The sequence below is a fragment of the Pseudomonas sp. PvP028 genome, from assembly GCF_017832255.1.
GTDB lineage: Bacteria > Pseudomonadota > Gammaproteobacteria > Pseudomonadales > Pseudomonadaceae > Aquipseudomonas > Aquipseudomonas syringae.
Window position 1 is genome coordinate 1,974,537 of record NZ_JAFIBL010000001.1, and the last position, 13,845, is coordinate 1,988,381.

The window sequence follows — 13,845 nt, forward strand, 5'->3', positions numbered from 1 at the left end:
GCAGGTAGATCAGTCTAGGACAAGTAAGCGGAAAATGAAGACTGAGCCTGCCGTTTACTTGTCCTCAGGGTTCACTCTGTCACAACTTTTTCGCTAAGAGTGTCTGCCAGACGAACGAATGCAGCCAGATCGAGCTGCTCGGGACGCAAGCTGCCGTCTACTCCGGAAGCGGTGATCTCATCGCTGGTCAACAGCAGCTTGAGGGTGTTGCGCAGGGTCTTGCGACGCTGGTTGAACGCTTCACGCACGATGCGCTCCAGCACACGGTGATCCTTGGCAGGGTGCGGCAGTGTTTCGTAAGGGACGAGGCGCACAATGGCCGAGTCCACTTTCGGCGGCGGGTTGAATGCACCCGGTCCGACGTTGAACAGGTGTTCGACGCGGCAATGGTACTGGACCATGATCGACAGACGGCCCCAGTCACCACCGCCGGGTCCGGCAGCCATGCGCTCGACCACTTCCTTTTGCAGCATGAAGTGCATGTCGCGGATCAGGCTGGCGTTCTGCAGCAGGTGAAAAATCAGCGGTGTCGAGATGTTGTACGGCAGGTTGCCCACCACCCGCAGGCTGCGCGGTTCGGCGCCGAGGGTGTTGAAGTCGAATTTCAGCGCATCGCCCTGATGCAGGTTGAAGTTCGGCTTGCTGGCGAACTGACCGTTCAGGATCGGGATCAGGTCCTTGTCCAGCTCGACCACGTCCAGCTGAGCGCCGCTGTCGAGCAGGCCCTCGGTCAGTGCACCCTGGCCCGGCCCGATTTCCAGCAGCCGGTCTTCAGGTTTGGCACGGATGGCACGCAGGATCTTGTCGATAACGCCTGAATCGTGCAGGAAGTTCTGCCCGAAGCGCTTGCGCGCCCGGTGTTGGTATTGCTCGGTCATGAATGGGTCTCGGCCATCTGGTAGGCGGTTTGCAGTGCGACGTGCAGGCTGCCGGTGTCGATGTTCGCAGTGCCGGCCAGGTCCAGCGCCGTGCCGTGATCGACAGAGGTGCGGATGATTGGCAGGCCGAGCGTCACATTGACCGCTGCGCCGAAACCTTTGTATTTCAGCACGGGCAGGCCCTGATCGTGGTACATCGCCAGCACTGCGTCGCAGTGCTCCAGATATTTGGGGGTAAACAGAGTGTCTGCAGGCAGCGGGCCGCGCAAGTCCAGGCCTTCGCTGCGCAGGCGCTCCAGAGCAGGTTCGATGATGTCGATTTCCTCACGACCCAGATGCCCGCTTTCGCCGGCATGAGGGTTGAGGCCGCAGACCAGAATGCGTGGATGGGCAATGCCGAATTTGTTGACCAGGTCGGCGTGCAGGATGCGTGTCACGCGCTCCAGACGATCCGCTGTGATGGCGTCGGCCACATCGCGCAACGGCAGGTGAGTGGTCACCAGTGCTACGCGCAGGTCGCCGGTTGCCAGCATCATCACCACCTGTTCGGTGTGAGTCAGTTCAGCGAAAAATTCGGTGTGTCCGGAAAACGCGATACCGCCGTCGTTGATCACGCCTTTGTGCACCGGGGCGGTGATCATGCCGCTGAACAGTCCGTCCAGGCAGCCCTGGCCCGCGCGAGTCAGGGTTTCCAGAACAAATGCAGCATTGGCTTTGTTCAGCACGCCGGTTTCCACCGGAGCGGCCAGTGGCGTATCCCAGACGTACAGACTGCCGGCAGGCGCAGGCAGGTCGGGAAACGCGTCGGGCGTGACCTTTATCAGACTGACCGACACACCCAGTTGCGCGGCCCGCTCAAGGAGCAGGTCGCGGCTGGTGATGGCAATCAGGGGGTATGGCTGAGGCTGCGTGGCGAGCAGCAGGCAAAGGTCAGGACCTATGCCGGCCGGCTCGCCGGGTGTCAGTGCGAAACGCTTGGGTTTCACTGTGCAGCCTGGGTCGCGCCAGGGAGTTTGATTTCAACGTAGGCTTCGTCGCGGATCTGACGCAGCCAGGTTTGCAGCTCTTCGTCGTACTTGCGGTTGCGCAATACGTTCAGCGCCTGCTGTTCCCGAGCCTGATCGGTAGCGTCCTTGGAGCGACGACCGAGCACTTCTAGGACATGCCAGCCGTACTGGGTCTGGAACGGTTTGGACAAGACGCCTTGTGGCGTTTCGCTCATCACCTGACGGAATTCCGGAACCAGAGAGTTGGGATCAACCCAGTTCAGATCGCCGCCATTGAGTGCAGAGCCCGGATCTTCCGAGAAGCTTTTCGCCAGCTCGGCGAAATCTTCGCCGTTTTGGATGCGGTCGTAGATCTTCTCTGCAAGACGCTTGGTCTCTGCCTCGTTACGAATTTCGCTTGGCTTGATCAGGATATGACGCACATGCACTTCATCACGCATTTGCGCCTCACCCTGGCCGCCGCGCTTTTCCAGCAGCTTGAGGATGATGAAACCGCCCGGCGTACGCGCAGGAGGCGTCACGTCACCGACAGGCATCGAGCTGAGCATGTCACCGAACGGCGGTGGCAATTGCGCAGCCTTGCGCCAGCCCATGTCGCCGCCTTCCAGTGCGTTTTCGCTGGACGAGGAGGTGGCTGCGAGACGGGTGAAGTCAGCGCCTTTCTTCAGCTGGTCGTAGATACCCTTGGCCTTGACCGCAGCAGCCTGGATGGCGTCCGAGGAAGCGCTGTCAGGTGTGGCGATCAGAATGTTGGCCAGGTGAAACTCTTCAGACAACTGAGCCTTGCCCATATCCGAGGCGAGGAAGTTCTTCACTTCCTGCTGGGACACCTGGATACGTTCGGCCACCCGGCGCTGACGCACGCGGCTGATGATCATTTCCCGGCGCACCTGTTCGCGCGCGTCGTTATAGGACAGGCCGTCATGCGCCAGCGCGGCGCGGAACTGCTCCACGCTCATGTTGTTGCGCTGGGCAATGGTGCCGATGGCCTGGTTCAGCTCTTCGTCGGAGACACGAATGCCAGAGCGTTCGCCCATCTGCAACTGCAGGTTTTCCAGGATCAGACGATCCAGAACCTGTGGTTGCAGGGCTTCTGCAGGCGGTACACCAGAGCCGCGCTTGGCAATGGTCTGCTGAACTTCACGTACACGCTGGTCCATCTGGCTTTTCATGATCACATCGTTGTCGACGATAGCCACGACACTGTCCAGAGGTTGAACCGCAGCATGCACTGCACCGCTCAGGAGTAACGCGCCCAGCATCAGCGGGCGCAGACAATCAGAAAGCTTGGTCTTCACGTTCACGATAACCTTGAATGCCTTTGTCGAGGAAGCTGTCTACCTTGGCGCCAGTTACACCGCCGAGCCCCTTCAACACGATTTGTAGGAATATGCCGCGGTCGCCTTTCTCGTTCTGAGGTGCTGCCTGGCTGAACTCGTCGTAGTCGATCCAGTAGCGATTGACCAGACGCATTTTCCAGCAGCAGTTGTCGTACTCGAACCCGCCGAAAGCTTCGATGGTGCGTTCACGGTTGTAGTCATACTGCCAACGGCTGATCAGGCTCCACTGCGGCACGATCGGCCAGATGACCGAGAAATCGTGCTGCTGAATCTTGTAGTAGTCCTTCACGTAGTTTGGCGAACCCGGGGTGCCGTAGTCACCACCACCCACGACCCAACGGCCGGTGCTTTCGTCGTAACGAATCTGGTCGTTGCGATAGCGATAGCCGAGGTTGACGATCTTGTTCGGATTGTCTTCAGGCTGGTAGTGGAACATAGCGCTGCCCGAACGGGTGCTTCGGCTGTCCGGATCCCAGTTGAAATCGGAATTGAAGCGCCAGTCGCGGTTGAAGCGGTATTCGTATTCCAGTGCATAAGGCGAGACTTTGGAGCGCGCATCGTCACGGTCAGCGAACGCGACACCAGGGAGTTGCACTTTACGGTCTTCGAAATACAGTGCCTGACCAATGCTGAAGCGTTGACGTTCGAAGCCGTTGTCTTCGATCCAGCGGTTGGTGACGCCCAGCGACAGTTTGTTCTCGTCGCCGATGCGGTCGGAACCGGTGAAGCGGTTGTCACGGAACAGCGAGGAGAAGTTGAACGTGCTTTCGCTGGTGTCGAATACCGGGATGTCGGTCTGGTCTTTCTCGGGAACATAGAGATAGAACAGGCGCGGCTCCAGGGTCTGGCGGTAATCCTTGCCGAACCAGTTGGTATTGCGGTCGAAGTACAGGCCGCTGTCGACGCTGAAGATCGGTACGCTGCGGCTTTGGCTGCTGCTGTACTCTTCGCCGGCCAGCAGGGTGTTTTTGCCCTGACTGTCCAGATCCAGATCGTATTGCGTGTAGACGTACTTCAGCTTCGGCGTCAGGAAGCCATAGGTCCAGTTCATCGGCAGGCTGACGGACGGAGCCAGGTTCAGGCGATCGCCGTTGGCGCGAGCCAGGCCGGAGATGTTGTTGTCCAGACGTGTCTCGGAGTTGCCATCTTCATCGATGAACGCGCCGCTGCGCAGGTCACGCTCGAAGCGCACCGCTTCAGTCTGATAATCGAACTTCAGACCGCCGGGGTTGTAGGGCAACGTACCGTTGAGCGTCAGCTGAGGCAGACGGTTGTACGGCGTAACGTTGGCAACCGTCGCCAGCTTGTAGGCCTGAGCATTGAGCACTGCCGCGAAGCTGTCGCCACGGTAGGTCAGGGAGCCCTGCTGGTTGAGATAGTCAGTCCGTTTGACGCCGATCTGATCGGTTTCCAGATCCTGGAAGTAGTAAGGATCGCTGATGTCGGTGTAATCGACCTGGGTCAGCCAGCGCGTATCAAGCCCGCCCTTGTGCTGCCAGTTGATCATCCAGCGGGTCTTGTCGTAGTCCGACTGCTGTTTGCGGTCGTCATTCTCGTCGTTCAGGTACGCGCCGCCGAACTGACCTTCGCTGCCCTTGGTCAGGTAGCGGAACTCGCCTTCCATCAGCAAGCCACGATCAGCCATGTAACGCGGGTACAACGTGGCGTCGTAGTTCGGCGCCAGGTTGAAGTAGTACGGGGTGACCAGTGTGAAGCCGTTGTCGCCGCCTGCTGCAATGGTCGGCGGCAGGAAACCGGACTGGCGACGGTCGTCGATCGGGAAGTAGATATACGGCGTGTACAGAACCGGTATGTCCTTGACCCGCAGGGTAACGTTCGTCGCTGTACCAAAGCCGGTGGCCGGGTTCAGCGTGATGTTGTTGCCCTTGAGCGTCCAGGCGTTGCTGTTCGGCTCGCACGTCGTGTAGGTACCGTCCTTGAGCCGGATGATCGCGTTCTCTGCACGCTTGGCGTACAGGGCGTTACCGCGAATGTTCGACTTGTGCAGGACGTACTCGGCGTTGTCGACACGGGCTTCGCCGGTATCGAGTTGCAGTTCGGCCTTGTCACCAACGATCAGCGCACCGTTGTCGCGCAGACGGACATCGCCGTTCAGCTCGCCACGGTTCTCGGCCTGATGCAGTGCAGCCTCCTGGGCCTGCACCTGCATGCTGCCCTGACGCATCACGACATCACCCGCCAGCGTGGCGACCTGCGCTTCCTGTTCGTAACGCGAAGCCTTGGCTCCCACGAACATTGGCGCGTCTTTCATCGGCGTCTTGTCGTCCATGCCAGGACGGATCGGCTCGACGTAGGCACCCGAGCAATACGGGCCGGTCTCGGCCAGTTGCGCTGCGGTAAGCTTTTCGCGAGGAACCCAATCGAGGTGGCTGTAGTCAGCACTACGCGACTTCAGACCTTTGCCCTTGGCTTCAGTGACCAGTTGCGTACCCGCAGACTGTTCACCCGAAGAGGTGCCTTGTGAGGTGACCGTGCCGTTGGAACTGACCGACGTCGTGTCATGCACGGGGCGCGGAGGCAGATCCACTGCAGCAGCATTGGATTTCGGCGCACAGTTCCAGGCACCCGAAGCAGAGACTGAGCAGTCATACTGTTCCGCGGCGACCACGAACTGAGTGGCCAGAGGTTGCATCGCCAGCAGACTGCCGGTTACGAGCAACGGAAATTTTTTACGAAACGCGGGGGATTTCAATGCCATCTTATTAGTCCGGGCTTCCTGCGCGCCATCTGCCCGCGGGGGGGCCGCACGCCTCTCGATGGGCTGAAAAAGATTCCGGATAATAAAGCATGACCCGCTTGACGGCTAGCGCCGTCGGAGACCCTTGTAATGTCAGATCAAGATATACGCCTGCAATCCCTGAAAGTTTGGCTCGATGAGCAGTTGCCGGCGCTGTTTTCGGCGCACGGTTGGGGCGCCGTGCCCCCGGCTACATTGACTGCGGCCAGCAGTGACGCAAGTTTTCGCCGTTATTTTCGCTGGGAGGGTGCGGACCGAACTTTTATTGTCATGGACGCCCCTCCACCGCAGGAAAACTGCAAACCGTTCGTGGATATCGCTCATTTATTGGAAAAGTCGGGCATTAATGTTCCAAAAATTTATGCCGAAGACCTGACACAAGGCTTTTTGCTGCTCAACGATCTGGGCCGTCAGACTTATCTGGATGTCATTGACGCCGATAATGCCGATGCCTTGTTCGCTGATGCTATCCAGGCGTTGCTGGCCTACCAGCAACTGCCTATGGACGCGCCATTGCCCAGCTATGACGTCGCGTTGCTGCGCCGTGAGCTGGAGCTGTTTCCAGAGTGGTACGTGAAGCGGCACTTGGGTGTCGAGATGGACGAGGCGCAGTTGAGCGACTGGCAGCAGGTCAGCGAGCTGTTGATCAACAGCGCCCTGGCACAGCCCAAAGTACTGGTGCATCGCGACTATATGCCGCGAAACCTGATGATCAGCGAGCCTAACCCGGGCGTGCTGGATTTTCAGGATGCGGTCTATGGCCCGGTCACCTATGACGTGACGTGCCTGTTCAAGGACGCATTCCTGAGCTGGCCGCAGGAACGTGTCAGTGACTGGCTGCGCACCTACTGGGATCAGGCGCGGGCTATCGGCATCCCGGTACAGGAAGATTTTGCCGCATTCGAGCGCGCCAGTGATCTGATGGGCGTACAGCGACATTTGAAGGTGATCGGCATTTTTGCCCGCATTTGCCACCGGGATGGAAAACCTCGCTACCTGGAAGACGTTCCGCGCTTTTTCGCTTATATAGAAGCGGTGTTGTCACGTCGCCCAGAACTGGCGCAGCTCGGGCAATTGCTTACCAGTCTGCAGCCGGTAGACGCCGCTGTCTGAAATGACAGAGACGGCCCACGTCATAGACAGCCCGTTTATACAGGGCCGCTTTGAAACATGGCCATTTTGGAAAAGATCTTGATTGTGTCGAAGAGGACTGCATGAAAGCGATGATTCTCGCCGCCGGTAAAGGCGAGCGAATGCGCCCGTTGACCCTGCATACGCCCAAACCGCTGGTGCGTGTCGGCGATGTACCGTTGATCGAATACCACCTGAACGCCTTGCGCGATGCAGGGTTTCACCAGTTGGTCATCAATCATGCGTGGCTGGGCCAGCAGATCGAGGATTACCTGGGCGACGGTCAGCGTTTCGACCTGAGCATTCGTTACTCCCCCGAAGGCCTGCCGCTGGAAACCGGCGGTGGCATTCAGCGCGCATTGCCGTTGCTTGGCCTTGAGCCCTTCGTGGTGATCAACGGGGATATCTGGACCGATTACGACTTCAGCGCATTGCGTGTGCCGCTTGCGGGCCTCGCTCACCTGGTCTTGGTCGATAACCCCGCGCATCACCCGACGGGTGACTTCTCGCTGGTCGATGGTCAGGTGCGCGACGACGATTCGGCGGGTCAACGCCTGACGTACAGCGGTATCGCCATCCTTCATCCACAGCTGTTTGCCAATTGCGAGCCCGGCGCGTTCAAGCTTGCGCCGCTGTTGCGCGAGGCGATGCATAACGGGCTGGTCACGGGCGAGCACTACAGAGGGCGCTGGGTCGATGTCGGTACCCACGAGCGCCTGGCTGAAGCCGAGCAGATGCTTGTGGAGACTCGCTGAATGCTTTGGCCCGGCACACTGATCGGCGCTGGAGTCGGTTACGCAATTGCCAGTATTCCAGGCGCAATGCTCGGTGCTCTGTTGGGGCAGGCGCTGGACCGGCGCCTGAAACTGCAGAGTTGGGCGCATCTGCGTGAGCGCCTGGGTGGACGTGCAACGGTCCACAAGGACGATCTGCTGTTTGTGTTGCTGGGCCGTCTGGCCAAAAGTGACGGACGGGTTCTGGCCAGCCATATCCATCAGGCACGTACCGAGATGCGCCGTTTGAATCTGAACGAGGCGGATCAGTTGCGCGCCATAAACGCCTTCAAACGCGGCCGCGACGGCACCGATGGCCTGCGCAGTTATCTGCGTGACCTGCAAGGCCAGCCTGATATTGCCGAAGATATGTTGCGCGCCTGCTGGCGGATGGCGTGGGCGGACGGCAAGGCTTCTCGGGTCGAGCGCGAGCTGATCGGGGTGTGGGGCATGTGGCTTGGCTGGACAGGTCCACAGATCGAGGCGCTGGCTGCTGACCACGACCCCATGAAGCGCTCGCCGATCAGCAGCAGCGGCGGCGACTACAAAAGTGCGATGACGCTGCTGGGGATAAAGTCGGACACCGATCCTTTGAGCATCAAGCGTGCCTACCGGCGCCTGCTCAGCCGGCATCACCCTGACAAGATTGCCGGCTCGGGCGCCAATCCACAGCAAGTGCGGGTGGCGACCGAGAGGACCAGTGAGTTGCACAATGCCTATCGGGTGGTGAAAGCCCGACGCGGGTTCAACTGAGCCTGCTGGTGCGTCTGGCGCTTACTTTTCCTCTTTGGCGTCTATCCAGCCGCGAACACGGCGGAATAGCTGCTCTTGTTCGGCATCTCCGCCACCGGCGATGTTGATCAGAGCAATCTGTGTAAATCCCGGCCCCTTGGTGCGTTTACTGGCCTGCAGACGGGCCTTTGCAGCCTCGTCAGGCGAGTTTTTGTAGATGAAATCGACGGCTTTTACTTTCAGCTGAGGCACCATGTCCAGCAGCGAAGGCTTGGCATTCAGGGGTTCGCGCGCCGCCAGCATCACCAGTTTCTGCACCACAGGCGACGTCCGTTCATTGAGGAACCTGGCCGCCCAGTACGCGCCGCTGCTGTGGCCGATCAACACGATGCTGCGTGCCTTGTTCTGCTGCGCAAAGCTGATCGCGCTTTCGATCCGCGCGAAGATGCGCTCGGCCTGAGCCTTGTCGAGTTCTTCGTCGGCAGCAGCCTTGGCTGTTTCAGCCGCAGCCAGCGCCTCGGCTTCTGCGGACGGGTCTTTTGCTGTCGCGTTGGCGTCCTTGGAGGTTTCCTTCGGTGCCTCAGTGGCTTTAGCGGCGTTTGCATCTGCCGAGGCAGCATCGGGCTCGCGCGCGCCCGGCGTGTTGTCGAGCGGGTCCGGCATGGTGATGCTCAGGCTCGACCAGCCCACATCCGGAAACTTGCGTCGCAGCGGGCCGACAGCGTCGGGCCAGTCCGGTGACTCGGCTTCGCCAGGCACAATGATGACCGCGCCTTCAGGGGCCTCAGTGTTGGCGGGTTTCCAGAGCGCGAGAAAGCTGTCATCTCCGGCCTGAAGTTGCTGCTGGTCTTCGCGCGGCAATTGGCGTTCCAGCGCTATTGCGTCTTCCTGCGAGCGGCTGAGCAGCGGGGCTCTTTCGACGGGCGCTTGCGCAGCAGCGTCCTTGGCCGGGTCAGGGGTCGGGTCCGCTGCGAGGGCAGGCAAGGCGCAAGGCAGTATCAATGACAGAAACAATGCAGGAAACGTTGCGCGAAAGGTGTAGGACATCGGATATTCCAAGCCAGAAACTATCCCGGCAGCCTAATGGGTTGATCGGCTTTTGTCAGGCCTGAGCCTGCGCGGCACACGGCCGTGATACGTACACACGAGAGCGACATACTGATGATTCGTCTTCTGCGCACCGGTTTTATCGGCTGCCTGGCCTTGCTCTTGATGGCTCAGATGGCGAATACGCAGGCTGACGAACCTGAAACACCTGCCGTTGCGCACTTGAGTTCAGCACAGCGCAACTGGCTCGACCAGCATGGCCCGTTGCGCGTAGGGCTGGTGTTGCGTGCGCCTTACGCGCAGTTCGATCAACGCTTGCAGCAGTTGTCCGGCGCCAACGTCGACCTGATGAATGCGCTGGCTGCGACGCTGCCGGTCGAGTTGCTGTGGCGGAATTTTCCTGACCAGAGCGCGCTGGAGAACGCGCTGGCCAAGGGTGAAATCGACGTTGCGCCCGGCTTGATGCAAACACCCGCAGGCCTGCGTCTGTGGTTGTTTTCCGACCCGTATCTACGTGTTTCGCAGCTGTTGATCGGCGAACGTGATGGCAGCACTGCCGTGGACCTGGAGAAACTCGACAGCCTTTCGCGCGTCGCGGTACGCATGCCGAGCACCACGGCCGACTACCTGCGTAGCAACTTTGCGCACCTCAACCTGCAAGGGGTACCGCTGGAGCGCCAGGCCTTGCAGCTGTTGCTCAGTCAGCAGGCACGTTATGCCGTGGTGGACGAAGCGCAACTCAGTCGTTTGCTGCGCGAGCCGGGGTTCGCCGGGCTGGCGGTGGTGGGGGATATCGGGCTGCCGCAATTGTTGCGGGTGGCTTCACGTCGCGACATGCCGGAGCTGGCAGCCATCGTCAGCGAAGCCTTGCGAGCGATCCCTGCCAAGGAGCTGGAGCAACTGCATGCGCGCTGGATGCCGCTGACCCCTTCACATTTCATCGAGTCGACCAAACTCTGGAAGAACCTGTGCATTCTGCTGCTGGTGATGTTGCTGGCGTGTTTCGCCATCGTGATCTGGCAACGTCGCCAGCAGCAGGCGCTGGAGCAGGAGCTGCTGGCTGCGCGTGAAGAACTCGCCCGCCGTGTCGAAGAGGAGGAGGCGCTGCGTCTGGCGCAGTTTTCCATTGATCAAAGCACCGTCGGCATCCTCTGGGTCAACTGGGACAGCCGGGTGCGTTACGCCAACCGGGCGGCGGAATCCATGCTGGGCTATGCGTCGGGGCAGGTGGTCGAGCGCCCGCTGATCGATTTCGAGCCCGGTCTGCACATGGATCGCTGGCTTAACCTGTGGAAGAACGCGCGCTCCAGCGAAGACAGCCCGCAAGTGTTCGAGACCCATTGCCTGCGCGCCGATGGCAGCCTGCTGCCTGTCGATGTCTCGTTGAGCTTCCTGCGCTTTCGCGATGCCGAATACCTGGTGGTGTTCCTCACTGACGTCAGCGAGCGCCGCCGCGCACATGAGCAGTTACGTGACTTGTCAGCGCATCTGGAAAGCGTGCGTGAAGAAGAGAAGGCGCATATTGCCCGCGAGGTTCACGACGAGCTGGGTCAGATGCTGACGGTATTGAAGCTCGAGACGTCCATGTGCGAGCTGGCCTATGCCGACCTCGACCCTGGCCTGAGCGAGCGGCTGGAGAGCATGAAGCGTCTGATCGCTCAGTTGTTTCAACTGGTGCGCGATGTTGCCACGGCCTTGCGGCCACCGATTCTCGACGCTGGTATCGCTTCGGCCATCGAATGGCAGGCGCGCCGTTTCGAGGCGCGTACGCAGATCCCGTGTCTGGTGCAGGTGCCGGACAATCTCCCGACGCTCAGCGATGCCAGGGCCACAGGCATGTTCCGGATCCTTCAGGAGGCGCTGACCAATGTGATGCGCCATGCCCAGGCACACACGGTAGAGATCAGCCTGACGCTGCAGGACGGCATGATGTGCATGAGCATCGCCGATGACGGGCAGGGCTTTGTCATCGAGTCGGGCAGGGCGGTTTCGTTCGGTCTGGTCGGGATGCGCGAGCGGGTGCTGATGCTCGGCGGCCGACTTGAGCTGGACAGCGAGGTGGGTGAGGGCACAACCTTGCGCGCCTATATCCCGCTGGACACCCTCGCACAGGAGCGAAAACAGTGATTCGTGTTTTGGTAGCCGAAGACCACACCATCGTGCGTGAAGGGATCAAGCAATTGATTGGCCTGGCCAGGGATCTGCAAGTGGTGGGCGAGGCCAGCAATGGCGAACAGTTGCTCGAAACCCTGCGTCATGTGGCCTGCGAAGTAGTGCTGCTGGATATCTCCATGCCCGGCGTCAATGGCCTTGAGGCGATACCGAGGATTCTCGCATTGACCAACCCGCCGGCCATTCTGGTGCTGTCGATGCACAATGAGGCGCAGATGGCTGCGCGTGCATTGAAGGTCGGCGCGGCAGGTTATGCCACCAAGGACAGCGACCCGGCGCTGCTGCTCACGGCCATTCGCCGGGTGGCGGCCGGCGGGCGTTATATCGATCCGGATCTGGCCGACCGTATGGTCTTTGAAGTCGGCCTCACCGACAGCCGGCCTTTGCACTCGTTATTGTCGGAGCGCGAGTTTTCGGTATTCGAGCGCCTCGCTCAAGGCGCCAACGTCAACGACATCGCTCAGCAATTGGCCTTGAGCAGCAAGACCATCAGCACCCACAAGGCCCGGCTGATGCAAAAAATGAAACTCAACTCGCTGGCCGATCTGGTCAAGTACGCGATGGAGCACAAGCTGCTCTGAGTCTGAAAACGACACCCGACACCCCGCGCCCCTTTGCGACGCAGAGCGTCGAGACCTGCATTCCCACGCTGGAGCGCTCATCGTTGTACACAAGTCTGATTTGGATTCTGGCCGAAGGCCGTAGGAGATTCTATGGTTTTGGCAAAGCCCTCAAGCCACTTTTGTTTGATATTCGCTCTGGTTCTTTAACAGAGCGAAGACTACTCGAGCCAACTTTCGGGAGAGCATGACCAGCGCTTGAGTTGTACTAAAGCCACGCTTTCTCTGCTCTTCATAAAAAGGCTTCCAGGCCGGCGTACGGCTCCCGGACATAGCCGCGTTGTGCAGCAACCGTCGGGCTTCTGGATCGCCGCGTTTGGTCAATCGACGAGGTCCATCACTTTGCCCTGATTTGGATACTTTCAGGTCCAGCCCAAGAAACGCGATAAAGGCGTTCGCTCCGCTGAACTCGCCTCGCTGAAAAGAAGTGACCAAGCGAGCTGCAGTCAGAAAGCCGATCCCTTCTACTTTCATACAGCGGTTGACCTGCCTCATCAGACCGGCTTCCTGCAGTACATCGCGAATCTTCTTTTCAACGAGCGCCTCAAATCGTTTCATCGAGTTGACCTGATTGGCGAACGCTGTTCTCAGAAAAGGCTCGTTGGTCCAGCTTTGCACCAGGCCAGTACGAGCCTGAACCAAGGCTGCACGACGTCGGAACAGGCTCAGAAGCTGCCGATAAAGCGGGCTCGCAGGTATCCAGGGCCGCAACTCATCAAGCTCGTTTTTCAGGTATCGGGCCAACAAACGAGCATCTTGGGCATCGGTTTTGGCGCGTATGTTGACGCCTTTACGGTAATGACTGAGCTGATAGCCATCCACCATATAAACGTCACAGCCTGCTTCGTGGGCCGCATCCGCGAACAGGACGTGATAGACGTTAGTGGCTTCGATGGCGATGGCGCAGCTGCTCGCCAAGGCCTTCAGCCATTGTGTGATGGCGACTTTGGTATTGGGGATTGCCTCAAGTCGATCATATTGATCGTGGTAGATCACCAACTCATTCTTGGCGACATCTACACCGATGATCGGTTTTTCCAGAGTAACCCGCATTGCCATAACGCCTCCTCGGGGATAAGGTTTACAGACTTGAAGGGGCCACCCAGAGGCGCAGGCTTGTTTCTATCGTAGGTTGTGAGCCTTAAGCATTCTTTATCGGCGCTTGGGTGAAAGGAGGAGGGGTGAAATCTCCTACGGGTCTGTACTGCGCGAACAGTCAGAAGCGAACTAAGTCCCTCCTCCTCCCTTCAAGTCTTACCATACAAGCGAACTTGTTCGCGAGAGGGCCGGTATGATCGCCGAAAATGAATCGTCTGAAAAACTGTCTTCGCGAACAAGTTCGCTCCTACGCCCTTCGGGCCGAAGCCTTGAAGCCCTTTATCCTGCG

At 59.5% G+C, this 13,845-nt stretch carries 11 protein-coding genes; 5 read left to right on the plus strand and 6 right to left on the minus strand.

Annotated features, from left to right (window positions below):
* Positions 1 to 71 precede the first annotated feature (71 nt).
* Genes rsmA through JOE34_RS08765 form a run of 4 tightly spaced genes read right to left on the minus strand, consistent with a single transcriptional unit; the run spans position 72 to position 5,944 of the window.
* The gene (rsmA, locus tag JOE34_RS08750) at positions 72 to 878 is read right to left on the minus strand and encodes a 16S rRNA (adenine(1518)-N(6)/adenine(1519)-N(6))-dimethyltransferase RsmA (protein WP_209995586.1); all 807 of its coding nucleotides are present in this window, start codon (positions 876 to 878) and stop codon (positions 72 to 74) included.
* The gene (gene pdxA, locus JOE34_RS08755) at positions 875 to 1,864 is read right to left on the minus strand and encodes a 4-hydroxythreonine-4-phosphate dehydrogenase PdxA (protein WP_209995588.1); all 990 of its coding nucleotides are present in this window, start codon (positions 1,862 to 1,864) and stop codon (positions 875 to 877) included. The genes rsmA and pdxA overlap by 4 nt, the downstream gene beginning before the upstream one ends.
* Positions 1,861 to 3,183, minus strand: a complete 1,323-nt coding sequence (locus tag JOE34_RS08760) for a peptidylprolyl isomerase (RefSeq protein ID WP_003341160.1) — start codon at positions 3,181 to 3,183, stop codon at positions 1,861 to 1,863. The genes pdxA and JOE34_RS08760 overlap by 4 nt, the downstream gene beginning before the upstream one ends.
* On the minus strand, positions 3,164 to 5,944 hold the full coding sequence (locus JOE34_RS08765) for an LPS-assembly protein LptD (protein ID WP_032662888.1): 2,781 nt from the start codon (positions 5,942 to 5,944) through the stop codon (positions 3,164 to 3,166). The genes JOE34_RS08760 and JOE34_RS08765 overlap by 20 nt, the downstream gene beginning before the upstream one ends.
* Positions 5,945 to 6,073: 129 nt before the next feature.
* Here JOE34_RS08765 and JOE34_RS08770 point away from each other — a divergent pair, with 129 nt between their 5' ends.
* From JOE34_RS08770 to JOE34_RS08780, 3 genes are all read left to right on the plus strand, one after another.
* Complete coding sequence (locus JOE34_RS08770; protein WP_003394946.1) at positions 6,074 to 7,096, plus strand: phosphotransferase; 1,023 nt, start codon at positions 6,074 to 6,076, stop codon at positions 7,094 to 7,096.
* A gap of 101 nt (positions 7,097 to 7,197) precedes the next feature.
* Positions 7,198 to 7,869, plus strand: coding sequence for an N-acetylmuramate alpha-1-phosphate uridylyltransferase MurU (gene murU, locus JOE34_RS08775; RefSeq protein WP_003394944.1), 672 nt, complete (start codon positions 7,198 to 7,200; stop codon positions 7,867 to 7,869).
* Entirely contained in the window at positions 7,870 to 8,640 is a 771-nt protein-coding gene (locus JOE34_RS08780) for a TerB family tellurite resistance protein (protein ID WP_003394942.1), read from the plus strand.
* Between the two features lie 21 nt (positions 8,641 to 8,661).
* On the opposite strand, the gene JOE34_RS08785 is transcribed toward JOE34_RS08780, so the two are convergent.
* Positions 8,662 to 9,666, minus strand: coding sequence for an alpha/beta hydrolase family protein (locus JOE34_RS08785; protein WP_074909568.1), 1,005 nt, complete (start codon positions 9,664 to 9,666; stop codon positions 8,662 to 8,664).
* Positions 9,667 to 9,780: 114 nt separating this feature from the next.
* Here JOE34_RS08785 and JOE34_RS08790 point away from each other — a divergent pair, with 114 nt between their 5' ends.
* Positions 9,781 to 11,793 carry a transporter substrate-binding domain-containing protein gene (locus JOE34_RS08790; RefSeq protein ID WP_209995591.1) on the plus strand — a complete coding sequence of 671 codons (2,013 nt, stop codon included), beginning with the start codon at positions 9,781 to 9,783 and terminating at the stop codon, positions 11,791 to 11,793.
* Positions 11,790 to 12,419, plus strand: coding sequence for a response regulator transcription factor (locus JOE34_RS08795; protein WP_003341145.1), 630 nt, complete (start codon positions 11,790 to 11,792; stop codon positions 12,417 to 12,419). The genes JOE34_RS08790 and JOE34_RS08795 overlap by 4 nt, the downstream gene beginning before the upstream one ends.
* A gap of 150 nt (positions 12,420 to 12,569) precedes the next feature.
* On the opposite strand, the gene JOE34_RS08800 is transcribed toward JOE34_RS08795, so the two are convergent.
* Positions 12,570 to 13,517, minus strand: coding sequence for an IS110 family transposase (locus tag JOE34_RS08800; RefSeq protein ID WP_209995143.1), 948 nt, complete (start codon positions 13,515 to 13,517; stop codon positions 12,570 to 12,572).
* Positions 13,518 to 13,845 lie beyond the last annotated feature (328 nt).